This is a genomic window from Muricoccus vinaceus (genome assembly GCF_042433125.1).
Lineage (GTDB): Bacteria > Pseudomonadota > Alphaproteobacteria > Acetobacterales > Acetobacteraceae > Roseomonas > Roseomonas vinacea.
Window position 1 is genome coordinate 13,948 of sequence record NZ_JBHLVZ010000028.1, and the last position, 21,400, is coordinate 35,347.

The window sequence follows — 21,400 nt, forward strand, 5'->3', positions numbered from 1 at the left end:
CGGCATGTCATGGAGGACGTTCGATGCCCCAAATAGCTTCACCGATCGGGCGCCGCGGCCTGGGCTTGCTGGCGGGCGGCGTGCTGGGCGGTGTTCTGGGCGGTGTTCTGGCGGCACCGGCGGTGCTGGCCCAGGGCAGCTTTCCCAACCGGCCGATCCGGGTGGTGATCGCCTTCGCCGCCGGCGGCAATTCCGACACCATGTCCCGGCTGATCCAGCCGAAGCTGGCGGAGTTCCTGGGGCAGACGGTGGTGGTGGAGAACCGCACCGGCGCGGGCGGGGCGCTGGCGGCCGGGCAGATCATGCAGGCGCCGGCGGACGGGCACACGCTGCTGTTCGATGCGGCCTCCTTCGTGATCGCGCAGTTCATCAACCGCAACCTGCCCTTCGACTACGAGCGCGACTTCGTGCCGGTCGGGATGGTGGCGGAGGTGCCCTATATCCTGGCGGTGCCGAACTCGGCGGGGATCACGGACCTGAAGGGATACCTGGACCGCGCGCGGGCGACGCCGGAGGGGCTGGCCTATGGGTCGCCGGGGGTCGGGAACACGGGGCACCTGGCGGGGGCGCTGTTGGCGCACCGCTCCGGCATCAGGATGGAGCACATTCCCTATCGCGGCGGGGCGGAGGTGGCGCGGGACCTGGCGGGAGGGACGCTGCCCTCCGGGTATCTTTCCGCCAATTCCCTTCAGCCGGTGATCGATGCCGGGCGGGCGCGGCCGATCGCCATGACCTCGGGCGAGCGGCGGGGCGGGATCGAGGGGGTTCCGACCATCGCGGAATCGGGCTTCCCGGGCTTCGACCTGACGAGCTGGAACGCGATGTTCTGCCGCGTGGGCACGCCCGAGCCGGTCCGGCGGCGGCTGGAGCAGGCGGTGGAGTTCGCGACCAGGGACGGGGAGGTGCGGCGGCGCCTGGCGGCGATGGGGGCCTCGGCCGTCCCGGCGGATGCCGATGGCCTGGCAAAGCGGCTGGTGAGCGAGCGGGCGCTGGTGCAGGGGCTGATGCGCGATACGGGGATCAGCTTCGGCTGAGGCAAGGGACCGGGGCCCCGCGCCCCTTCCCGGACGCGCCGGCGTTCGATGGGGCGGCCCGCGCGGCGCATGCGCCGCGAGGGCCGTGCCGGTTCACACGAAGTCGGCGCGCGCCGCGGCGGCGACGCGGTGGAAGGCCTCCAGCGCCGCGTAGGTCTGCTCGGCGATCGCCTCGTCCGTATCGTTCAGGCGGGCGACCACGATGTACAGCCGGCCGCGCCCGGGATTGGGCTTGGACTCCGCGTGCAGCAGCTCGGCGGTCCGCGGGGCCTGGTACTTGGCCAGCGCCTCCAGGTTCAGGGCCCGGCTCCCGATGCGCTTCGTGTCGTACCACTGGCGCAGGATGTAGTGGCTGCCATCGGTGCGGTCGCGGCCGATCGCCGCCTGGTTGTTGCGGTCCAGCGGCGTGTAGGAGGCCGAGATCTCGCTCAGGCGGATGCTGAAGTCGAGCGCGGCCAGACCTTTGGGGCGCAGGGTCAGCTTCCACTGGAAGCCGTCCTTCACCGCCTCGGCCTCCTCGGCCGGCTCGGGCTTGCCGGCCGCGGGGAAGCGCTTGTCGGCGGCCAGCGCGGTGCGCCAGCGGCGGAACTGGCTCCGCACCTCGGCGCGGTTTTCCACCGGGCTCAGGTGAAGCAATTCCGTGGCGGCCGCTGGGGCCTCGGCCAGGTTTTCCGTCATGGGTGGCGCTGATCCGGGCTCGTGGCCATGGTCCTTGGCAAGATGGTGTTCCGGTCCGTCGGGGGGTGCGCCACGATTGGTGACACGTGTTCCCCCGGCGGCGAAGCACTCATTGCCGCGGCGGGCGAAAAGAAGAAGGGGCCAGGGGCTTGTTCCCCCGGCCCTGCTCGCGTCAGCCGACGATCTCGTGCCCGGCGAAGAAGAAGGCCATCTCGGTCGCGGCGTTCTCCGGGCTGTCGGAGCCGTGGACGGAGTTGGCCTCGATGCTTTCGGCGAAGAGCTTGCGGATGGTGCCCTCGGCGGCATTGGCCGGGTTGGTGGCGCCCATGATCTCGCGGTTGGCGGCCACCGCGTTCTCGCCTTCCAGCACCTGCACGACAACCGGGCCGGAGGTCATGAAGGAGACCAGGTCCTTGAAGAAGGGGCGCTCCTTGTGGACGCCGTAGAAGGTCTCGGCCATCTGCTGGGTCATCTGGATGCGGCGCTGGGCAACGATCCGCAGGCCCTTCTCCTCGAAGACGGCGTTGATCTTGCCCGTCAGGTTCCGGCGGGTGGCGTCAGGCTTGAGGATGCTGAAGGTGCGCTCGGTGGCCATGGCGGCGGGTTTCCTTGTTGGTGTGGTGGGGCGGTAGCGGCGCGGGGGATTCTCGGCAAGGGGGTTGCGCGCGGGGCTGCCCTGGCGGGGGGTGGGTCCTACCGCGACGGCGTGGCCGGGACGTCCCGCGGGGCGACCCGGAGCAGCGCGTAGCCGAGCAGCCCGGAGAGGAGGGAGCCGCCGAGAATGCCGATCTTGGCCTCCGCCTGGAGGAGCGGGTCGCCGGGGAAGGCCAGAAGGGTGACGAAGAGGCTCATCGTGAAGCCGATGCCGCAGAGGAGGGCGACGCCGAAGAGCTGGGTGCGGCTGGCGAAGGCGGGCATGTCGGCGAGGCCGAGCCGGACGGCAAGGGTGGCGGCGGCGAAGACGCCCACGGCCTTGCCGAGCAGCAGCCCGAGGCCGACGCCGAGGGTGACCGGGGCGAGGAGGGCCTCGCCGGGCAGGTTGAGGAAGGGCACGCCCGCATTCGCCAGGCCGAAGATGGGGACGATGACGAATCCGACGGGCACGGCGAGGCGGTGCTCCAGCCGGTGCAGCGGGCTCAGGCTCTCGTCATCCGTGGCGCCGGGCCGGTGGCGGAGAGGGATGGCGAGGGAAAGGAACACCCCCGCCAGCGTGGCATGGACACCCGAGCGGAGCATCAGCACCCAGAGCACGGCCCCCAGCGCGAGATAGGGCCAGAGCCTGAGCACCCCCAGGCGGTTCATCGCGGCCAGCGCCGCGACCACTGCGGCGGCGGCGGCGAGGTCGGGCACGGAAAGGCCGCCGGTGTAGAACACGGCGATGATGGCGACGGCGCCGAGGTCGTCGATGATGGCCAGCGCCGCCAGGAAGACGCGGAGCGAGGCGGGCACGCGCTTCCCGAGAAGAGAAAGGACGCCCAGGGCGAAGGCGATGTCGGTGGCCGTGGGGATGGCCCAGCCGTGCGCCGTTTCGGCGGGGTTGACCAGGAGGTAGATGAGGGCCGGCACCAGCATCCCTCCCGCGGCGGCGAGGCCGGGCAGCGCGCGGCGGGGCCAGGTGGCGAGCTGGCCGTCGATGGCCTCGCGCTTGATCTCCAGGCCCACGAACAGGAAGAAGAGGGCCATCAGGCCGTCGTTGATCCATTCCTCGGTGCTCAGCGGGCCGAGCCGGGCATGGAGCACCGCCTGGTAGGTGGCGTTCAGCGGCGTGTTGGCGATCACCAGCGCCAGGGCGGCGGCGCCCATCAGCACGAGGCCGCCGGAGGCTTCGGAGGCGAGGAAGCGGCGCAGCGCGCTGGGCGGGGGATGGTGGTGGGCCTGGTCCATGGTCCGCTTTGTTCCCCCTCCGGATTCTCCTGCGCTGGCAATGGCCTAGCACGCGGCGCGCCGGCCGCAAGGGCGGCGAGCGGGCGCCCCCTCCGGCGGCGGGCGCGCGACCGCAATGCACAATGCGGCGTTTCATCGGCCTTCGCGGCGGTTTAGAAGGGCCGGCATGACCGTCCTCGCCCTTCGCGACCTGACCATCCGCATGGCCGGGCGCACCCTGCTGGACAATGCCAGCCTGCAGCTCGACCCCGGCCGGAAGCTGGGCCTCGTCGGGCGGAACGGCGCGGGGAAGTCCACGCTGTTCCGCGCGCTGACCGGCGCCCTTTCCCCCGATGGAGGGGAGATCCGCATCGCGGCCCGGGCGCGCATGGCGCATGTGGCGCAGGAGCAGCCGGGGACCGATGTTTCGCTGATCGACACGGTGCTGGCCGCCGACACGGAGCGCGCGGCGCTGCTGGCCGAGATGGAGCACGGCGACCCCGCGCGGGTGGCCGAGGTGCAGGAGCGGCTGATCGCGATCGGGGCCGATGCGGCGCCGGCGCGGGCCGGGGCGGTGCTGGCGGGGCTGGGCTTCGACGGCGCGGCCCAGTTGCGCCCGGTGCGGGAGTATTCGGGCGGCTGGCGGATGCGCGTGGCGCTGGCCTGCGCGCTGTCGCTGGAGCCGGACCTGCTGCTGCTGGACGAGCCCACCAACCACCTGGACCTGGAGGCGACGATCTGGCTGGAGGGCTGGATCAAGCGCTTCCCGGGTGCCGCCATCATCATCTCCCACGACCGGGAGGTGCTGGACGAGTGCGTGGACAGCATCGCGCACCTGGATCGGGGCAAGATCACGACCTATCCCGGCGGCTACTCGGAGTTCGTGCGCATCCGCACGGAGCGGATGGCGCAGCAGGCGGCCGCCAACGTGAAGATCATGGCCGAGCGCGCGCACATGCAGGCCTTCGTGGACCGCTTCCGGGCCAAGGCCAGCAAGGCGCGCCAGGCGCAGTCGCGCATCAAGGCGCTGGAGAAGCTGCCGCCCGTGCTGTCCGTGGTGGAGGACGGGCCGACCCGCTTCGAGTTCCCCGACCCGGTGGAGGTCGCGCCGCCCATCCTGACGATGTACGGCGCCTCCGTCGGCTATGGGGACCGCACCATCCTGAGCGGGCTCGGCCTGCGGCTGGACCAGGAGGACCGGGTGGCGCTGCTGGGCGCCAACGGCAACGGCAAGTCCACGCTGGCGAAGCTGATCGCGGGCAAGCTGGAGCCGAGTTCGGGCGAGGTGCGGCGGACGCCGCGGCTGAAGATCGGCTATTTCGACCAGCACCAGGCGGAGGCCCTGGACCCGAACGGGACGCCGCTGACGCACATGCAGGCGGTGATGCCCAAGGCCACCATCACCCAGGTGCGCGGGCAGCTCGCGCGCTTCGGCCTCGACGTGGACCGGGCGACGACGAAGATCAGCGACTGCTCGGGCGGCGAGAAGGCGCGGCTGCTGCTGGCGCTGACCACGCGCGACGCGCCGCAGCTTCTCATCCTCGACGAGCCGACGAACCACCTGGACATCGACGCGCGCGAGGCGATGGTCCGGGCGCTGGCGGAGTACAAGGGCGCGGTGGTGATCATCACCCACGACCCGCACATGGTGGAGCTGGCCGCCGACCAGTTGTGGCTGGTCGCGGACGGGCAGGTGAAGCCCTTCGACGGGGACCTGGCGGACTACCGGGCCTGGCTGGCCGGGCGGGCGCGGGACGCCCGGAGCGAGGCGCGCGCGGCGTCCCGCGGCGATGCCGATGCGCCGGCCCGGCCCACGGCGGCGAGCCGGGCGGCGGCCCGGGCGGCGCTGGCGCCGATCAAGGAGCGCGTGCGCGAGGTGGAGGCGCGGATGGAGAAGCTGAAGCTGGAGGACCGGCTGCTGGAGAAGAAGCTCTCCAACACCGAAACCTATGCGCGCTTCAAGCCGGCCGACATCGCCTGGGCGAACACGCGGCGGGCGGTGATCGCCTCCACGCTGAACAAGCTGGAGGAGGAGTGGCTGGAGCTGTCGGAGAAGCTGGAGGCGGCCTGAGGGCCGCCCCCGCCCGCGCCTGTTGAAACCGGCCCCGGGGTGGGCGCAGGCTCGTCTTTCGGATGGGAGCGGGGCGATGGACGAGGGCGATCTCACCGCGCGCAACCTGGCGCGCGTGCAGGATATCTACGGCCGCTACGCACAAGGCGACCGCTCGGCGCTTTACGAGGCGCTCGCCCCCGGGGTGACCTGGACCTCCATCGGCGAGGGCGCGCTGCCCTGGGCCGGGACCAGGCAAGGCCGCGCGGGGGTGGAGCGCTACTTCGGCGACCTCGATGCCGTGGCCGATGTTGCGGGATACGAGGTGGAGCAGGTCATCGCCCAGGGCGAGTGGATCGCCGTGCTGGCGACCGTCACGGTGCGCCACCACGGGGCCGGCGGGGAGCACCGCTACGCCAAGGCCGACTTCATCCGGATCGTGGACGGGATGGTGGCGGATTTCCGCGAGTTCTACGACACCGCGCAAGCCTGCCGGGACCGCGCCCGCGCCTGAGGCCCTCCCGGATCAGGCCGGGTGGCGCGCCCCGCCGGCGGCGCGTTCGGCGCGCACGCGGTTCACCACCATGCGCTCGTGCAGCTGGGTGATGGTGGCCGAGCCCGTGCGGGTGAACAGGAAGGGCAGCAGCGCGTGCACGAAGCAGGCGAGCGATCCCACCAGCATGCGCCAGCCGAACCAGGCGGCGGTGTGCATGTGCTCCGTGTAGGTCTCGCCCACCGAGGCCGGGTGATCGGTGAAGGACGGGGCGGGCATGGGCGGAACTCCTCGGTCGCTCGCGCCAGGATAGGGCGCGGCGCCCGGCAAGGGATTGCGTTCGCTGCCCGCTTTTCCCAGTTTGGCGTGATCTCAGGCCCGGATACGACGCTTTGGCGCAAAAACTTTCCCCGCTGGACGGGTTCGACCGGAAGATCCTGGAATGCCTTCAGGAGGACGCGACCTTGTCGGTGGCGGAGGTGGCGGAGCGCGCGGGGCTGTCCCCCTCCCCCTGCTGGCGTCGCATCCGGCGGCTGGAGGAGGAGGGGGTGATCCGGCGGCGGGTGGCGCTGCTGGACCCCGCGAAGATGCGGGTGGGGGTGACGGTGTTCGTGACCATCCGCACCAACCGGCACAGCATGGACTGGGCCGAGCGCTTCTGCCGGGCGGTGAGCGCCATTCCGGAGGTGCTGGAATTCCACCGCATGAGCGGCAGCGTCGATTACCTGCTGCGCGTGGTGGTGCCGGACATCGCGGCCTATGACGGGGTGTACAAGCGGCTGATCGAGATGGCCGATCTGTTTGACGTGAGTTCCAGCTTCTCGATGGAGCAGATCAAGTACACGACGGCCCTGCCCACGGCCTACGCCCCTTGAGCCGCGACCTGTTCGGCGAGGTGCCCTACCCGGCGGGGCCGGCGCCGGGCTCCATGCTGGCGCGGCTGCTGGACGGGCCGGTGGCGCCGGGGCGGGTGTGCTGGATCGGGCTGCGGCCGGCAAGACGCGCGGCCATGCGGGTGGTGGAGGCCGCGGAGGCGGAAGCCGGGCAAGGGCTGGCGGGGGACCGCTTCGCCAGCGGCCGGAACGGTGCGCGGCAGGTGACGCTGATGGCGATGGAGCAGTTGCGGGCGATCACGGGGTATCTCGGGGGTGCCCCGGTGGGGCCGGCGCGGCTCCGGCGGAACGTGGTGGTGGAGGGGATCAACCTTTCGGCCCTGCGCAACCGGCGCTTCCGGCTCGGAGGCGCGCTGCTGGAATGGTCGGGCGATTGCCACCCGTGTTCCCGCATGGACGAGGAGCTGGGGCCGGGCGGCTACAACGCCGTGCGCGGGCATGGCGGGATCACGGCCCGCGTGCTGGAAGGCGGGGTGATCCGGCTGGGCGATCTGGTGGAACGCGTGCTGCCGGCGGCCCCCTGACGGGGCCGGGCGTTCTGCTCTAGCCTCCGCGCGAACGGTCCGGGGGAATGATGGGCATGAACACGCTGAACCGGGTCGCGATCCTGGACGACTACCAGGGGGTGGCGCTGTCCTTCGGGGACTGGGGCGCGCTGGGTGTGCCGGTGGACGTGTTCCGCGACACGATCAAGGACGCCGACGCCCTGGTGGCGCGGCTGCTGCCCTACGAGGCCATCGTGCTGATGCGGGAGCGCACGCCGCTGCCGCGGGCCCTGGTCGAGCGCCTGCCGAACCTGAAGCTGGTGGTCACCACGGCCGGGCGGAACAATTCGGTGGATGCGGCGGCGCTGCGCGAGCGCGGCATCGCCTTCTGCGGCACGCCGGGCACGGTTTCGCCGACATCGGAGCTGACCTGGGGGCTGATCCTGGCCCTGCTGCGCGACATTCCCGCGCAGGAGCGCGCGCTGCGGGAAGGGCGCTGGCAGACGGTGGTGGGCCAGGGGCTGGAGGGGCGCACGCTGGGCGTGATCGGCCTGGGCAAGCAGGGGCAGCGGGTGGCGCGGGTGGCGCGCGCCTTCGACATGCGCGTGCTGGCCTGGAGCACGAACCTGACGGAGGAGACCGCGCGCGCGGCCGATGCGACGCGCGTGGACAAGGAAACGCTGCTGCGGGAGTCGGACGTGGTGACGCTGCACCTCGTGCTCTCCGAGCGGTCCCGCCACACGGTCGGGGCGGCGGAGCTCGGGCTGATGAAGCGGTCGGCCTTTCTGGTGAACACCTCGCGCGGGCCGCTGGTGGACGGGGCGGCGCTGGAGGCGGCGCTGCGCTCCGGCGGCATCGCGGGGGCGGGGCTCGACGTGTTCGACGAGGAGCCGTTGCCCGCGGGGGCGCCGGTCACCGCCTGGCCGAACACGGTGCTCACCCCGCATCTCGGCTACGTCACGCAGCAGAACTACGCGCATTTCTATGGCGGCGCGCTGGAGGCGGTGAAGGCATGGATGGCGGGAGAGCCGATCCGGGTGATCTGAGGCGGAGGATGCCGGGCCCGGGGGAGCCGGGCTTCGCGGAGATGTTCACGCCCAAGCTCGTGACCGTCCTGCGGGAGGGCTACGGGCTGGCGTCGCTCCGGGCCGATGCCGTGGCGGGGCTGACGGTGGCGATCGTGGCGCTGCCGCTTTCCATGGCGATCGCCATCGCCTCCGGCCTCGGGCCGGACCGGGGGCTTTATACGGCCATAGTCGGCGGCTTCCTGGTTTCGCTTCTGGGGGGAAGCCGCTTCCAGATCGGCGGGCCCGCGGGGGCCTTCATCGTGCTGGTGGGGGCCACGGTGGCCGCGCACGGGGTGGAGGGGCTGGTGCTGGCCACCCTGCTCTCGGGCGTGATCCTGATGGGTATCGGGCTCCTGCGGCTGGGCACCTTCATCAAGTACATCCCCTATCCTGTTACGGTCGGGTTCACGGCGGGGATCGGGGTGATCATCCTGGCCAGCCAGGTGAAGGACCTTCTGGGGCTGGCGCTGGCGCACGAGCCGGGGCCGCTCCTGCCGAAGCTGGCGGCGCTGTGGGGGGCGCTGCCGACGGCCAGTCCGGCGGCGGTGGGGGTGGCCGGGCTGTCGGTGGCGTCGATCCTGCTGCTGCGGCGGTTCAGGCCGGGATGGCCGGGCTTCCTGATCGCGGTGGCCGTGGCGGCGGCACTGGCCTGGGGCCTCGGGCTGCCGGTGGAGACGATCGGAACGCGCTTCGGGGGCATCCCGCAGTCCCTGCCCGCGCCCCGCCTGCCCGCGATGGGGTGGGAGGCGGTTTCGGCGGTGCTGCCGGCGGCGCTGTCCTTCGCGCTGCTGGGCGGGATCGAGAGCCTGCTCTCGGCGGTGGTGGCGGACAGCATGAGCGGGCGGCGGCACCGCTCCAACTGCGAGCTGGTGGCGCAGGGGGTGGCCAATATCGGCTCGGCGCTGTTCGGCGGCTTCTGCGTGACGGGGACCATCGCGCGGACGGCGACCAACGTGCGCTCGGGCGCGCGCGGGCCGGTCTCGGGCATGCTGCACGCGGTGTTCCTGCTGCTGTTCATGCTGCTGGCGGCGCCGCTGGCCGGGTTCATCCCGCTGGCGGCGCTGGCGGGTCTGCTGGCGGTGGTGGCCTGGAACATGGTGGAGCGGCACGCGATGGCGGCGCTGGTGCGGGCCTCGCGCGGGGATGCGGTGGTGCTGTTCGCGACGCTCTCGCTGGTGGTGTTCCGCGACCTGATCGAGGGGATCCTGATCGGCTTCGGGATCGGCGCGCTGCTGTTCCTGCACCGCATGGCGCAGGCGGTGCAGGTCGAGACCGGGCGCCCGGTGGTGGAGGCGGACCGGGGGGATACGGACGGGCGCGAGGCCTATGACGCGGCGCTGTCCAGCGACCGCGACGTGGCGGTGATCCGGATTTCCGGGGCTTTCTTCTTCGGCGCGGCCGCCGGGGTGGGGGCGGCGCTGGACCGGGTGGGGGCGCAGCCCCGGGCCTATGTGATCGACGTCTCGGCCGTGCCGGTGCTGGATTCGACGGCGGCCGCGACGGTCGAGGGGTTCGCGCGGAAGGCGCGGCGCGGGGGCGCGCTGGTTTACCTGGCGGGCGCCCGGCCGCCGATCCGGCGGGTGCTGCGGACGCACGGGGTGCGCCCGCCGGCGGTGCGCTTCCGGGCGGGGCTGGCCGAGGCGGTGGCGGCGGCGCGGGCGGAGTTGGGCGTCAGCGCGACGCGAGGTATGCCCGCCACCCCCCATGCGACGTGATCTCGGGGGCGCCGGGCAGGCCCGAGGGCTCGGCGAGGAAGCCCAGGCAGGGGCCGCTTTCCAGCGCCACGGTGCCGAAACCGAGCGGGGGCGGCACCTGGGCCAGCAGGGGCCCGATGCCGGCGGCGGGAATGGCCCAGACCTCGCCCTCGATGGCCGAGCCCCCCTCCCCCGCCTCGCGGATCAGGCCGGGGCGGTTGCCCAGCGCGTAGAGACGGTAGGCGGGCTGCGTGCGGTCGCGCCGCAGGAAGCGGCCGCCGAGCGACGTGACCTGGCCGTTCAGCGGCAGGCCGGACATGTGGGCGCCGATGCAGAAGAGGGGGATCTCGCCCTCGGCGGGCGTGGTGCCGGCGGCCGGCGGCGGGGTGGGTTCGCCGGTGGCGCCCAGCGGCAGGGCGGCCGCGTGGTGCAGGGCGGCGGCGGCGGCGCAGAGGCGGGCCTCGGCGAAGGCGGGGGCGATGAGGGTGATGCCGGCGGGGCGGCCATCGGCGCGGAAGCCGGAGGGGAGCGCGACGGCCGAAAGGTCCAGCAGGTTCACGAAGTTGGTGTAGGTGCCGCAACGGCTGTTCGCGGCGATGGGCTCGGCGGCGAGCGTTTCGAGCGTGGGGATGCCGGGGGCGGTGGGGACGGCCAGCAGGTCGTATTTCGCGAACATGGCGCGGGAGAGGAGGCGGGTTTGCGCCACCGCGTGGAAGTCGTCGAAGGCGTCCACGGTCAGGCGGGACAGGCCGCCCTCCAGGATGGTGCGGGTGGTGGGGTGGAGGGAGCCGGGGTGGTTCTCCACCATGTCGCGCAGGGCGGATGTGCGCTCGGCCACCCAGGCGCCGTCGTAGAGGCGGCGGGCCAGGGCCAGGAAGGGGGCGATGGAGACCCGCTCCAGCGTCGCGCCCAGGGCTTCGAGGCGGAACAGGGCCGTGCGGAACAGGGCCTCGTCGTCGGGGGTGTCGAAGAGGAGGTCGGCCTCCTCGGGCACGGCGACGCGGAGCACGGGGGGCAGGGTGCCGCCGGAGGCGCGCCAGCCGGCGGGGGCGACGCGGGAATAGGGGTCGGCGGCGTCGGGCGCGGCCATGGCGTCCAGCACGGTCGCGGCCTGCTCGGCGGTGAGGGCGAAGACGGAGACGGCGTCGAGCGAGCGGCAGGCGGGAACGACGCCGCGGGTGGGCACGAGGCCGAGGCTGGGCTTGAGGCCGACGATGTTCTGGAACATCGCGGGGACGCGGCCGGAGCCGGCGGTGTCCGTGCCCAGCGAAAAGGCGGCGATGCCGGCGGAAACGGCGCTGGCCGAGCCGGAGGAGGAGCCGCCGGGGACGCAGGCGGCGTCCACCGCGTTGCGCGGCGTGCCGAAGGGGCTGCGGACGCCCACCAGCCCCGTCGCGAACTGGTCCAGGTTCACCTTGCCCAGCAGGATGGCGCCGGCCGCGCGCAGGCGGGCGACGCAGGGGGCGTCTTCCGCCGCGGTGTAGGCGTAGTCCGGGCAGGCGGCGGTGGTGGGCAGGCCGGCGGCGTCGATGTTGTCCTTGATGACGAAGGGGATGCCGAAAAGGGGGCGGCCGCGCGGCCCCTCGGCGGCCAGGCGGGCGGCCTCGGCCATCACCTCGGCGGCGGGGATGCGGTGGAGGAAGAGGGCGGGATCGGCCCAGGCCTCGATCCGGTCCAGCGCGGCGCGCGCCGCCGCCTCCGGGCCATTCGCCCGCGCCAAATCCCACAGCATCGCGTTCCCCCAAGCAGAAATGGCTCTCGGCCAGCGATCGTGATTTAGCAAGAGGCGGGCCGCTCCTGCCGCAACCGCGAACGAAACGGAGATTGTGGCGTTAGCGGGGGGATGCTGACCGACGCCCCCCCGCGCCCACGGACCCGGACCGTGCCCTCGCCTCCGCCCGCCGCGCGGCCGCCCGCCTCGATCCTGGAGCCGGGGCGGAATGCCTGGCGGGTGGCGCGTGCGGGGCGCGCGGCGCTGCTCTCGGACGGGGCCACCTATTTCGGTGCGCTGCGCTCGGCGATGCTCAAGGCCGAGCACAGCATCCACATCGTCGGCTGGGACATCGACAGCCGCATGCGGCTGGTGGGGGACGCGCCGCCCGATGACGGGCTGCCGGAGGAGCTGGCGGCCTTCCTCGGCGCGCTGGTGCAGCGGCGGCCGGGGCTCTCGGTGAAGCTGCTGCTCTGGGATTATTCGGTGCTCTACGCGCTGGAGCGGGAGTTGCTGCCGGCGGTGAGCCTGCGCTGGGGCGTGCCGGAGGGGGTGGAGCTTTGCCTCGACGACCGCACGCCCTTCGGGGCCTCGCACCACCAGAAGGTGGTGGTGGTGGATGGGCTCGTGGCCTTCTCGGGCGGGCTGGACCTGACCATCCGCCGCTGGGACCGGAGCGCGCACGACCCCGGCGAGCCCGGGCGGGTGGACCCCGCGGGCAAGCCGTATCCTCCCTTCCACGACGTGCAGATGGCGGTGGATGGCGAGGCGGCGGCCGCGCTCTCGGCCCTGGTGGCGGATCGCTGGGCGCGGGCCTGCGAGGAATGCATGCCGGCCGAGCCGCCTTCCGCGCCCGATCACGACCCCTGGCCGGAGGGGCTGGTGCCCGATTTCCGCGACGTGACGCTGGGCATCGCCCGCACGGAGCCGCGCCATGCGGGGGCGGCGGAGGTGCGGGAGGTGGAGGCGCTCTACCTCGACATGATCGGGGCCGCCGAACGGATGATCTATGTGGAGAACCAGTTCCTGACCTGCGGGCGCATCGCGCGGGCGCTGATCCGGCGGATGAAGGAGCGGCCAGCGCTGGAGGCGCTGATCGTGGCGCCCAAGACCCACCAGACCTGGCTGGAGCACCGGACCATGCTGGCCGGGCGCATCCGCTTCATGCGGGCGATCCGCCGGGCCGGGATGGGCGAGCGGGTGCGGCTGGTGTTCCCGCATGTGAGCAACGGCGCGGCGGAGTCGGAGGTGATGGTGCACGCCAAGGTCATGGTGGTGGATGACCGACTGCTGCGCGTCGCCTCCTCCAACCTTTGCAACCGCTCCATGGGCACGGACACGGAGTGCGACCTGATGGTGGAGGCCGCGGACGTGACGCAGCGCGAGGCGGTGGCACGGGTGCGGGACCGGCTGATCGCCGAGCACACCGGGGTTTCGCCCGAGTTGGTTTCGGCGCGGGTGCACGACACGGGCTCGATCCTGCGGGCGGTCAGCGGGCTTTCGGCGGGCGGGCACAGCCTGCGGGACGTGCAGGACGGCGACGCGCCGGCGCGGAGCCTGCTCCCGGGGATCGAGCGGGCGGCGGACCCGCGGCGGCCGATCGAGACCGGGGAGTTCCTGGCGGACTACCTGGGGCACCCGGACGTGGCGCCGCCCTCGGGCAAGCCCTGGCCGCTGCTGGCGCGGCTGGCGCTGATCCTGGTGCCGGTGGCGCTGCTGATCCTGCTGTGGAAGGCGACGCCGGTGTCGCAATACATGACGCCGGAGGCCATGAAGGCGGCGCTGACGGCGGGTGGCTCCTGGGGGCCGGCGGTTTCGGTCGGGCTGTTCCTGTTGCTGGGCTTCGTGGCCTTTCCGGTGAACGTGCTGATCCTGGGCACGGCGGCGGCCTTCGGCACCTGGCCGGGGCTGGCCTATGCGGCGGTCGGCGCCATGGTTTCGGCGGCGGCGACCTATGGGCTCGGGCGGAAGGTGGGGCCGGGGGTGCTCCGGCGGGTGCTGGGGCCGCGGATCAACCGGGTCAGCCAGTCGGTGAACCGCAACGGCATCCTGGCGGTGACCACCATCCGGCTGCTGCCGGTGGCGCCCTTCACGCTGGTGAACCTGGTGGCCGGGGCGATGCGCATCCGCTTCCTCGACTACATGGTGGGCACGGCGCTGGGGCTGCTGCCGGGGATCGCGCTGCTGTCTCTGGTGGGCGAAGGGCTGTCGCGCATCCTGGAGCACCCGACGCCGCGCAACGTCGGGATGCTGGTGGTGGTGCTGGTGGCCTGGGCGGGGATCACCTGGGGGTTGCAGAAGCTGTTCCGGCGCTGGCGCCACGAGGACTGAGGGTGGGGGCGGGTTTCGTGTTCCGGGTGATGACCTGGAACATCCATGGTGGCGTCTGCACGGCCGGGCGGCACGATCTCCAGCGGGCGATCGACCTCATGCTGCGCCACGCGCCCGACATCGTGGCGGTGCAGGAGGTGGAGGGCCGGAACCGGCCGGGCACCCTGCCCTTCTCGGCGCTGCGCGAGGCGCTGGGCGGGCATGCCGTGGAGGCGCCGACGCTGCGCGGCACCGATGGCTGCTACGGGCACATGTTGGCCAGCCGCTGGGCGCTCGACGAGGGCACGCTGCACGACATCTCCGTGCCCGGGCGGGAGCCGCGGACGGCGATCACGGCGCGGGTGGAGACGCCGGGGGGCACGCTGCGGCTGCTGGCGGCGCATCTGGGGCTGGGCTGGGGAGAACGGCGCGCGCAGGCGGCGCGGCTGGCGGCGCTGGCCCGGGCGAGCACGGAGCCGCTGCTGGCCATGGGGGACTTCAACGACTGGGAGCCGCACGGGCCGGTGGACCGGGCCTTCCTGGGCACGCTGCCGTCGCGCACGCGGGGGCGTACCTTTCCGGTGCGCCGGCCGCTCTTCGCGCTGGACCGGATCTATGCGCGGCCGCGTGCCGCCCTGTTGCGGAGCTGGACGGACAAGGCGGCGCGGACCGCCTCCGACCATCTGCCGGTGATCGCGGAGGTGGCGCTGCTGCCGGAGGGCGAGGGGCGGGCGACGCGGCTGGTGGTGGCCTGACCTCAGCGCTCGGCGCGCAGCGCGCTCTCGTGCCAGCGGCGGAGCAGCAGGTGCGAGACCAGCGAGAGGGCGAGAAAGATCGCGGCGCCCGAGAGGGAGATGAGCGCGAGGGCCGCGAACATGCGGGGGATCTGGAGCTGGTAGCCGGCTTCCAGGATGCGGTAGGCGAGGCCGGAGGAGGCGCCGCCCGTGCCGGCCACGAACTCGGCCACGATGGCGCCGATCAGCGCCAGCCCGCCGGAGATGCGCAGCCCCGCCAGGAAGAAGGGCAGCGCCGCGGGCAGGCGGAGCTGCACGAGCGTTTGCCAGCGGGACGCGCCGAGCAGGCGGTACAGGTCCAGCAGGTTCCGGTCGGTGCTGTTCAGGCCGATGGTGGTGTTGGAGACGATGGGAAAGAAGGCGACGAGCCAGGCGCAGATCAGCAGCGCGGCCTGCACGTCGTTCACCCAGATGATGATCAGCGGCGCGATGGCGACCACCGGCGTGACCTGGAGCATGACCGCATAGGGAAGGAAGGTCATCTCCACCCAGCGGGACTGGCTGAACAGCACCGCGAGCGCGACACCCGTGGCCACCGCCAGCAGCAGCGCGAGGACGGTGGTTCGCAGCGTGACCAGGAGGGAGGCCACGAGGGAGCCGCCATCGGCGGCCAGGGTCTGCGCGATGGCGACGGGGCCGGGCAGGACATAGGCGGGCACCGCGAAGTGGCGGATGGCGCCTTCCCAGGCCCCCAGGGCGAGGAGGCCGACCAGCAGGGGGGCGAGGACGCGCGCCCAGTTGCGGCGCGGCGCGGGGGCGTCGCTCATGCGGCCATGGCCTTCTCCAGCGCATCCGAGACGGTGCGGCACAGGGCGGCATAGGCGGGGGAGGTGCGGAAGGCCTCGTCGCGGCGCGCGGGGGCGTCGAGCGCAATGTCGGCGTGCAGGCGGCCGGGGCGGGCGGCCATGACCACGACGCGGCCCGAAAGATAGACGGATTCGAAGATGGAGTGGGTGACGAAGATCGCGGTGAAGCGGCGCGCCTCCCACAGCCGGAGCAGGTCGTTGTTCAGGCGGAAGCGGGTGATCTCGTCCAGTGCGGCGAAGGGTTCGTCCAGCAGCAGCAGCTCGGGCTCCGTCACCAGGGCGCGGGCGATGGAGACGCGCATGCGCATGCCGCCCGAGAGTTCGCGCGGGTAGCTGCCCGCGGCCTCGGACAGGCCGACCAGGGCCAGCATCGCGTGGGCGCGGCGGTGGCGCTCGGGCTTGGGGACATGGGCGAGGCGGAGCGGCAGGGCGACGTTGTCGAGCGCCGTGCGCCAGGGCATGAGCGTTGGGTCCTGGAAGACGAAGCCGAGGCTGGGGCGGCCCGCTTCCGGCCAGGCGACGGTGCCGGAGGTGGGGGGCTCAAGGCCCGCGATCATGCGCAGCACCGTGCTTTTCCCGCAGCCGGAGGGGCCGAGCAGGCTGTTGAAGCTGCCGCGCGCGATGCGAAGGTCCAGGCCCTGCACGGCCAGGGTGCCGTTGTTGTAGCGCTTGGTGACGCCGGCGAGCGCCACCACGGGGGGCGGTGCGGCGTCGCTCACGCGGGCCGGTTCGGAGCTGGTGGGGTCATGCCGTCCCGCCCTTAGCGGGAGCGCGGCGGTTCGGCCATATCTCCCCGGCGGCGGGGCCTGCGCCGGATCAGTCCATGCGGGCGCCGCTGGCGCGCACGGCGGCGGCCCATTTGGTGCGCTCGGCCGCGACAAAGGCGGCGAAGTCGGCGGGTGTTTCCAGCGGGACCACCTCGGCGCCGCGCTGGCGGAGGCGGGCCACGGTGTCCGGGTTCCGCATGCCCCGGCGGAAGGCGGCGTTGATGGCCGTGATGGCGGCCGGCGGCGTGCCCGCGGGGGCGAAGATGCCGTCCCAGGCGGCGACCTCGAAGCCCGGGAGGGTGGCGGCGACGGTGGGCAGGGCGGGGTGGCTCGGCAGCGGCTGGGCGCTGGTGACGGCGAGCGCGCGGACGGCGGTGCCCTCCAGCACGGGGGCGGCGGCGGGGATCAGGTCGATGGCCATGTCCACGCGGCCGGCGGCGAGGTCGGTCATGGCGGCGGCGTTGCCGCGATAGGGGACGTGGAGGATCTCCACCCCCGCGGCGGCGCGGAACATCTCGGAGGCGATGTGGCCGGTGGTGCCGTTGCCGGCGGAGGCGTAGCTGACGCGGCCGGGATTGGCGCGCAGATAGGCGATGAGTTCGGGCAGCGTTTCCACCGGCAGTTCCTTCCGCACCACGACGACGAGGGCGATGCGGCTGAGGGCGGAGACGGGGATGAAGTCGGCGTCCGGGCGGAAGGGGAGGCGCGGGTAGAGGGCCTCGTTGATCGCGTGGGTGCCGTTGGTCCCGTAGAACAGGGTGTAGCCGTCGGCGGGGGCGCGGGCGGCGGCCTCGGCGCCGATGTTGCCGCCGGCCCCGGCGCGGTTCTCGATGACGATGGGCTGGGACAGGCTGGGCTGCGCGGCCTGCGCCGAGAGGCGGCCTAGCGTGTCGCCGCCGCCGCCCGGCGGGAAGGGCACGATGAGGCGGATCGGGCGCTCCGGGTATGATTGGGCGAGCGCGGGCGCGGCCAGCAGGGCGGCGCCGCTGGCGAGCAGCGCGCGGCGGGTCGTCTTCATTCTTGTTTCCTCCCGGGGTGGCGGCGCTAGACGGGGTAGGCTTCGAGCAGCTCGACGGGGTCTCCGTAGGTTTCGGCCATCCTGCGCACGGCGGGGTCGCGCAGCGAGAGGAGGTAGCCGTCCTCCACCATGGTGCGGTTGCCGGCCATCACCGTCGCGTCGAAGGTGACGAGGTCCATGTGGATGTGCGGCTCCTCCCAGTTCGGCATCACCCGGCGGAGGTATTCGGAGGGCTTGAGGGCGTTGATGCCGAAGTGCAGCGCGCCGGGGGAGTTGGGACCGGCGGGGTAGATGTCGAAGCGCGGCGCCTTGGGGTTGTGGCCGCAGCCGACCTCCTCGAGCGTGCCGCCGATGAGGTAGTCGCGCATGACGTCCGCCTCCCAGCCATGGCCGTGGACGGCGTGGACGACGTCGTCGCGGAACTCGACGCCGAGCGGTTCGCGGAAGGGCTCGTCGAAGCCGACGGCCCATTGCGGCCAGATGGTGCCGTTGACGCCGATCTTCTCGTCGGGCCGGAGGCCGACCATGTTCGGCTCGAAGAGGTTGGGGCCGTGCGTGGGCAGGTAGTGGACGTAGCAGCCGTCCTCGTCGGCGAAGTTGTGGCCGCGCCAGCGGTTGTGGGCGCGCATCTTCCGCAGCATGGCCTCGCTGAAGGGCACGCGGAAATCGGTGCCGCGCGGGTCGGTGATGCGGAGCGTGAAGTCGCCGGCCTCGGGGAACATGCGGCCGGTGGCCCGGATGATCTCGCCCAGCAGTTCGACCGGGAACTGCGCCTGGGGAGTGTGCAGCAGGTCGAGGTCGCGGAAGAAGGTGATCTTGACCCAGCGCTGCCCCTTCTGGCGGCGCAGCCCGATGCAATAGGGATCGAGCACGGAGGCGAACCAGGTGGAGACCACGAAGGTCGCGCGCTCCAGCAGGGGCTTGGCTTCCTCGGGCACCGTCACGTAGCGGGTGCTGTCCCCCATGTAGGAGATGAAGGTGGCGCCACGGCCGCGGGCCAGGCCCTGCACCGCCTGCACCACGCGCGGGTCCAGCAGCGGGTCGGTCAGCATCACCACGTGGTCGCCGGGCCGGATGGCCATCACGCGGCAGAAGTTGTCCACGCCGCGCATATAGGCGGCGGTGTCGGCCACGGGGTGCTGGATCTTGCGGGGCAGGCCGCGCCGGGTGGCGGAGGCCATGATGTCCTCGACCCGGTTCTGGATGGCGGGCATGGCGTCGTCTCTCCTGCTTGCTAGAGGCGGAAGGATTCGAGCGAGGCGGGGTGGAAGAGGTCCTCCGGCGCGAGGCGGCGGGAGGACAGGCCCTGGGCGTGGTGGGCGGCGAGGAAGGTGTCGAGGCCCGCGCGGTTGGCTTCCAGCCCGTAGGACCAGAAGTCGTCGCCCATCAGGGCGCGGGCGTGCTGCAGGCGCTCCTCCACGAAGGGAAGCGTGACCTTGGTGGCGGCGGTGTTGGAAAGGCGCGCGAGGGCGAAGGCCTTGGCTTCCTCGAAGGCCTTCACGAGTGCGCCGGGGAGGTAGCGGTGCTGTTCCGCCACGTCCTTGCGGATGCCCAGCACGTGCATGATCGGGAAGATCCGGTGCTTGCCGTACCATTCGGAGGCGGCGGCGACAGGGTCGGACCAGAGGCGGCCCACCTGGGGGTGGCCGCGCTCGAAGCAGGAGGGGGCGCGGGGGCCGATCACGGCGTCGATGGTGCCGTCGGCCAGCGCCGAGGAGATGGTGGCGCCGGCGGGGAGGCTTTCCAGGCGGACCTCGGCGGGCAGCTTGAGCGCGATCTTCTCCTCGCGCCCGGGATGCTCGTAGCCACCGCGCACCCAGGTGATGTCGGCGGGGCGCACGCCGTATTCCTCGAGGATGGCGCGCACCCAGACATTGGCGGTGAGCTGGTACTCGGGCACGCCCACGCGCTTGCCGCGCAGGTCCTCGGGCTTCGCGATGCCGCGGTTCGTGCGGATATAGACGGAGGTGTGGCGGAAGGCGCGGGAGGGAAACACGGGAACGGCGATGTAGGGACAGTCGCCGTTCGCGGTCTTCACCGTGTAGGACGAGAGCGACAGCTCGCAGATGTCGAAGTCGGCGTACTTGAAGGCGCGGAAGAAGATTTCCTCGGGGTCGAGGATGGAGAAGGCTGGGTCCACGCCGTCGATGCGGACGTTGCCGTCCACCAGCGGGCGGATGCGGTCGTAGTCGCCGATGGCGAGCGAGAGGCGGAGAGCGGACAAGCGGTGGCTCCTAGGCGCGGGGGGCGCTGGCGGCGGATGCGAGGATGGCGACGAGATCGTTCTCGGCCGCCGCCGCCGAGCCGTAGCGGGGTTGGGTGGTGACGAAGGGCGCCTCGGCGTCGTGCGGGTTGTAGATTTCCAGGAAGTAGCGGCCGGAGCGTTCGTCGCGCACGGGCTCGATGCGGATCAGGGCCATGGGTGTTCCCCTTTATTCCGGCTGGATGCCGGCGGCGCGGATGATGGCGGCGTTGCGGGCCTGCTCGGCCACCATGAGCTTCGCGAAGTCGGCGGTGCTCTCGATGATCGGGGCGCAGCCGATGGCGGCCAGGCGCTGCACGACCTCGGCGTCGCGCAGGGCGGCCTGGGTGGCGGTGCGGGTGGCATCCACGCGCGCCTCGGGCAGGCCCTTGGGTCCCCAGATGCCGCACCAGCCCTCGAACAACATGTCGGGCTGGCCGGCCTCCCCCATGGTCGGCGTGTCCGGCATGGAGGAAAGGCGCGCGGGGGCGGTGACGGCATAGGCGCGGAGCTGGTTGCCCTGGATCATCGGCAGCACGGCGCCGACGGGGGCGAACATCAGCGGCACGGCGCCCGAGATGACGTCGTTGGTGGCGGGGCCGGTGCCCCGGTAGATCACGGTGGTGACCTCCACCCCCAGGCGCTGCCCCAGCGCCGCCGCGCCGAGATGGCCGACGGAGCCGAGGGAGGAGCAGGCGAAGGTGAAGTCGTTGGGCTTGCTCTTCACCGCCGCGATCAGGGCGCGCGGGTCGGTGGGCTGGCCGGCCTTCATGCCGCCGACGAGGACGTAGGGGATGCTGACGGTGCGGCAGACCGGGGTGAAGTCCTCGATCGCGTCGAAGGGCACGCCGCGCTGCACGAGGCGCAGGATCGGGTGAACCTCGTTGGAGTAGAGCAGGGTCTGCCCGTCCGGCGTGCTGCGCGACACCTCCTGGGCGCCGATCGCGCCGCTGGCGCCCGAGCGGTTCTCGATCACGCAGGTCTGCCCCAGGCCCTCGCCCAGGCGGTGCTGCAGGAGGCGGGCGGTGACGTCGTTGGTGCCGCCGGGAGCGTAGGGAACCACCAGGCGGATCGTGCGGGACTGCGCGCGCGCCGCGGCAGGGACGAGGGCGGCCAGGGCGGCGAGGCCGAGGACGTGGCGGCGCGCGGGGGCGGCTGGGTTCATGGTTTCTCTCCCGTTTTTCGTTGCGCCCATCATGGCGTGGCCTGGTGGCGCAGCGCCACCTCCCTTCCCGTTCGCGCGGATTCGAGAAGGCACAGGCAGATCTCGGCGGTGGCGAGGCCCCAGGCGCCGTCGTGCAGCGGGGGCGTGTTGTTGACGATGGCGGCGTGGAGCTCGTCGATCACCTCCGCGCGCGGGACGTCCGGCGGCGGCAGCGGGTCGAAGTGCCTGCCGTGGTCGGCATAGACCATGACGCCGGAGGGCGTGGGGCGGAGGTCGGCGCGCTCGCAGGAGGCGATGACCAGGCCGAAGTGGTTGTAGGCGGGGGGCGGC

Annotated in this window: 21 protein-coding genes and 1 pseudogene; 9 read left to right on the forward strand and 13 right to left on the reverse strand. The window is 72.7% G+C overall.

Translation table 11 applies throughout. The features are described 5' to 3' along the window. The first annotated feature begins 23 nt into the window (after nucleotides 1-23). Nucleotides 24-1,034, forward strand: a complete 1,011-nt coding sequence (locus ACFFIC_RS12245) for a Bug family tripartite tricarboxylate transporter substrate binding protein (protein WP_377050652.1) — start codon at nucleotides 24-26, stop codon at nucleotides 1,032-1,034. A 93-nt stretch (nucleotides 1,035-1,127) separates the two neighbouring features. On the opposite strand, the gene ACFFIC_RS12250 is transcribed toward ACFFIC_RS12245, so the two are convergent. The 3 genes from ACFFIC_RS12250 to nhaA all read right to left on the reverse strand — a co-directional run bounded on the left by ACFFIC_RS12250 (nucleotide 1,128) and on the right by nhaA (nucleotide 3,596). Continuing rightward, on the reverse strand, nucleotides 1,128-1,712 hold the full coding sequence (locus ACFFIC_RS12250) for a hypothetical protein (RefSeq protein ID WP_377050654.1): 585 nt from the start codon (nucleotides 1,710-1,712) through the stop codon (nucleotides 1,128-1,130). Nucleotides 1,713-1,884: 172 nt separating this feature from the next. After that, nucleotides 1,885-2,307 carry a nucleoside-diphosphate kinase gene (gene ndk, locus ACFFIC_RS12255; protein ID WP_377050656.1) on the reverse strand — a complete coding sequence of 141 codons (423 nt, stop codon included), beginning with the start codon at nucleotides 2,305-2,307 and terminating at the stop codon, nucleotides 1,885-1,887. Between the two features lie 98 nt (nucleotides 2,308-2,405). Further along, on the reverse strand, nucleotides 2,406-3,596 hold the full coding sequence (nhaA, locus tag ACFFIC_RS12260; RefSeq protein WP_377050658.1) for a Na+/H+ antiporter NhaA: 1,191 nt from the start codon (nucleotides 3,594-3,596) through the stop codon (nucleotides 2,406-2,408). Between the two features lie 166 nt (nucleotides 3,597-3,762). Between nhaA and ACFFIC_RS12265 the strand changes: the two genes are divergently transcribed. Together ACFFIC_RS12265 and ACFFIC_RS12270 are read left to right on the forward strand one after the other, a co-directional pair. Next, nucleotides 3,763-5,646, forward strand: coding sequence for an ABC-F family ATP-binding cassette domain-containing protein (locus ACFFIC_RS12265; protein WP_377050660.1), 1,884 nt, complete (start codon nucleotides 3,763-3,765; stop codon nucleotides 5,644-5,646). Nucleotides 5,647-5,722: 76 nt separating this feature from the next. After that, entirely contained in the window at nucleotides 5,723-6,139 is a 417-nt protein-coding gene (locus ACFFIC_RS12270) for a nuclear transport factor 2 family protein (protein WP_377050662.1), read from the forward strand. Between the two features lie 12 nt (nucleotides 6,140-6,151). Here ACFFIC_RS12270 and ACFFIC_RS12275 read toward each other — a convergent pair whose 3' ends face one another. Continuing rightward, a complete protein-coding gene (locus tag ACFFIC_RS12275; protein ID WP_377050664.1) occupies nucleotides 6,152-6,397 on the reverse strand; it encodes a DUF6356 family protein in 246 nt (81 codons plus the stop codon). A 113-nt stretch (nucleotides 6,398-6,510) separates the two neighbouring features. On the opposite strand from ACFFIC_RS12275, the gene ACFFIC_RS12280 reads away from it, so the two are divergent. From ACFFIC_RS12280 to ACFFIC_RS12295, 4 genes are read left to right on the forward strand one after another with little or no spacing between them, the layout of a single operon-like run. Next, on the forward strand, nucleotides 6,511-6,993 hold the full coding sequence (locus ACFFIC_RS12280) for an Lrp/AsnC family transcriptional regulator (protein WP_377050666.1): 483 nt from the start codon (nucleotides 6,511-6,513) through the stop codon (nucleotides 6,991-6,993). After that, nucleotides 6,990-7,535 (forward strand): MOSC domain-containing protein, encoded by a 546-nt coding sequence (locus tag ACFFIC_RS12285; protein WP_377050668.1) that lies wholly within the window; start codon nucleotides 6,990-6,992, stop codon nucleotides 7,533-7,535. Before ACFFIC_RS12280 ends, ACFFIC_RS12285 begins: the two co-directional genes overlap by 4 nt. A gap of 56 nt (nucleotides 7,536-7,591) precedes the next feature. Continuing rightward, complete coding sequence (locus ACFFIC_RS12290; RefSeq protein WP_377050670.1) at nucleotides 7,592-8,542, forward strand: D-2-hydroxyacid dehydrogenase family protein; 951 nt, start codon at nucleotides 7,592-7,594, stop codon at nucleotides 8,540-8,542. An 8-nt stretch (nucleotides 8,543-8,550) separates the two neighbouring features. Continuing rightward, the gene (locus tag ACFFIC_RS12295; protein ID WP_377050672.1) at nucleotides 8,551-10,278 is read left to right on the forward strand and encodes a SulP family inorganic anion transporter; all 1,728 of its coding nucleotides are present in this window, start codon (nucleotides 8,551-8,553) and stop codon (nucleotides 10,276-10,278) included. Here the strand turns inward: ACFFIC_RS12295 and atzF are convergent. Beyond that, nucleotides 10,235-11,989, reverse strand: coding sequence for an allophanate hydrolase (atzF, locus tag ACFFIC_RS12300; protein WP_377050674.1), 1,755 nt, complete (start codon nucleotides 11,987-11,989; stop codon nucleotides 10,235-10,237). The two genes, ACFFIC_RS12295 and atzF, sit on opposite strands and share 44 nt — an antisense overlap. 150 nt (nucleotides 11,990-12,139) lie before the next feature. Between atzF and ACFFIC_RS12305 the strand changes: the two genes are divergently transcribed. Beyond that, the gene (locus ACFFIC_RS12305) at nucleotides 12,140-14,299 is read left to right on the forward strand and encodes a VTT domain-containing protein (RefSeq protein WP_377050676.1); all 2,160 of its coding nucleotides are present in this window, start codon (nucleotides 12,140-12,142) and stop codon (nucleotides 14,297-14,299) included. A gap of 2 nt (nucleotides 14,300-14,301) precedes the next feature. Beyond that, complete coding sequence (locus tag ACFFIC_RS12310; RefSeq protein WP_377050678.1) at nucleotides 14,302-15,033, forward strand: endonuclease/exonuclease/phosphatase family protein; 732 nt, start codon at nucleotides 14,302-14,304, stop codon at nucleotides 15,031-15,033. A 2-nt stretch (nucleotides 15,034-15,035) separates the two neighbouring features. Here the strand turns inward: ACFFIC_RS12310 and ACFFIC_RS12315 are convergent, their stop codons facing one another. From ACFFIC_RS12315 to ACFFIC_RS12350, 8 genes and pseudogenes are all read right to left on the reverse strand, one after another. Then, entirely contained in the window at nucleotides 15,036-15,839 is an 804-nt protein-coding gene (locus ACFFIC_RS12315; RefSeq protein WP_377050680.1) for an ABC transporter permease, read from the reverse strand. Next, a complete protein-coding gene (locus ACFFIC_RS12320) occupies nucleotides 15,836-16,597 on the reverse strand; it encodes an ABC transporter ATP-binding protein (protein WP_377050682.1) in 762 nt (253 codons plus the stop codon). Before ACFFIC_RS12320 ends, ACFFIC_RS12315 begins: the two co-directional genes overlap by 4 nt. Before the next feature lie 97 nt (nucleotides 16,598-16,694). After that, nucleotides 16,695-17,663, reverse strand: coding sequence for a Bug family tripartite tricarboxylate transporter substrate binding protein (locus tag ACFFIC_RS12325; protein WP_377050684.1), 969 nt, complete (start codon nucleotides 17,661-17,663; stop codon nucleotides 16,695-16,697). Between the two features lie 26 nt (nucleotides 17,664-17,689). Further along, nucleotides 17,690-18,877 carry a hypothetical protein gene (locus tag ACFFIC_RS12330; RefSeq protein ID WP_377050686.1) on the reverse strand — a complete coding sequence of 396 codons (1,188 nt, stop codon included), beginning with the start codon at nucleotides 18,875-18,877 and terminating at the stop codon, nucleotides 17,690-17,692. A gap of 20 nt (nucleotides 18,878-18,897) precedes the next feature. After that, nucleotides 18,898-19,887 carry an ABC transporter substrate-binding protein gene (locus tag ACFFIC_RS12335; protein ID WP_377050688.1) on the reverse strand — a complete coding sequence of 330 codons (990 nt, stop codon included), beginning with the start codon at nucleotides 19,885-19,887 and terminating at the stop codon, nucleotides 18,898-18,900. 10 nt (nucleotides 19,888-19,897) lie between these two features. Further along, nucleotides 19,898-20,083 (reverse strand): hypothetical protein, encoded by a 186-nt coding sequence (locus ACFFIC_RS12340; RefSeq protein WP_198384591.1) that lies wholly within the window; start codon nucleotides 20,081-20,083, stop codon nucleotides 19,898-19,900. A gap of 12 nt (nucleotides 20,084-20,095) precedes the next feature. Next, the gene (locus ACFFIC_RS12345) at nucleotides 20,096-21,070 is read right to left on the reverse strand and encodes a Bug family tripartite tricarboxylate transporter substrate binding protein (RefSeq protein ID WP_377050690.1); all 975 of its coding nucleotides are present in this window, start codon (nucleotides 21,068-21,070) and stop codon (nucleotides 20,096-20,098) included. Nucleotides 21,071-21,099: 29 nt separating this feature from the next. Then, a pseudogene (locus tag ACFFIC_RS12350) lies at nucleotides 21,100-21,400 on the reverse strand (gfo/Idh/MocA family oxidoreductase); the annotation flags it as partial.

What these genes read in the sequence shown, in the direction of transcription:
- ACFFIC_RS12245 (WP_377050652.1), top strand. Translation starts at nt 24, where the DNA reads ATGCCCCAAATAGCTTCACCGATCGGGCGCCGCGGCCTGGGCTTGCTG.
- ACFFIC_RS12250 (WP_377050654.1), bottom strand. Translation starts at nt 1,712, where the DNA reads ATGACGGAAAACCTGGCCGAGGCCCCAGCGGCCGCCACGGAATTGCTT.
- ndk (WP_377050656.1), bottom strand. Translation starts at nt 2,307, where the DNA reads ATGGCCACCGAGCGCACCTTCAGCATCCTCAAGCCTGACGCCACCCGC.
- nhaA (WP_377050658.1), bottom strand. Translation starts at nt 3,596, where the DNA reads ATGGACCAGGCCCACCACCATCCCCCGCCCAGCGCGCTGCGCCGCTTC.
- ACFFIC_RS12265 (WP_377050660.1), top strand. Translation starts at nt 3,763, where the DNA reads ATGACCGTCCTCGCCCTTCGCGACCTGACCATCCGCATGGCCGGGCGC.
- ACFFIC_RS12270 (WP_377050662.1), top strand. Translation starts at nt 5,723, where the DNA reads ATGGACGAGGGCGATCTCACCGCGCGCAACCTGGCGCGCGTGCAGGAT.
- ACFFIC_RS12275 (WP_377050664.1), bottom strand. Translation starts at nt 6,397, where the DNA reads ATGCCCGCCCCGTCCTTCACCGATCACCCGGCCTCGGTGGGCGAGACC.
- ACFFIC_RS12290 (WP_377050670.1), top strand. Translation starts at nt 7,592, where the DNA reads ATGAACACGCTGAACCGGGTCGCGATCCTGGACGACTACCAGGGGGTG.
- ACFFIC_RS12295 (WP_377050672.1), top strand. Translation starts at nt 8,551, where the DNA reads ATGCCGGGCCCGGGGGAGCCGGGCTTCGCGGAGATGTTCACGCCCAAG.
- atzF (WP_377050674.1), bottom strand. Translation starts at nt 11,989, where the DNA reads ATGCTGTGGGATTTGGCGCGGGCGAATGGCCCGGAGGCGGCGGCGCGC.
- ACFFIC_RS12315 (WP_377050680.1), bottom strand. Translation starts at nt 15,839, where the DNA reads ATGAGCGACGCCCCCGCGCCGCGCCGCAACTGGGCGCGCGTCCTCGCC.
- ACFFIC_RS12325 (WP_377050684.1), bottom strand. Translation starts at nt 17,663, where the DNA reads ATGAAGACGACCCGCCGCGCGCTGCTCGCCAGCGGCGCCGCCCTGCTG.
- ACFFIC_RS12330 (WP_377050686.1), bottom strand. Translation starts at nt 18,877, where the DNA reads ATGCCCGCCATCCAGAACCGGGTCGAGGACATCATGGCCTCCGCCACC.
- ACFFIC_RS12340 (WP_198384591.1), bottom strand. Translation starts at nt 20,083, where the DNA reads ATGGCCCTGATCCGCATCGAGCCCGTGCGCGACGAACGCTCCGGCCGC.
- ACFFIC_RS12345 (WP_377050690.1), bottom strand. Translation starts at nt 21,070, where the DNA reads ATGAACCCAGCCGCCCCCGCGCGCCGCCACGTCCTCGGCCTCGCCGCC.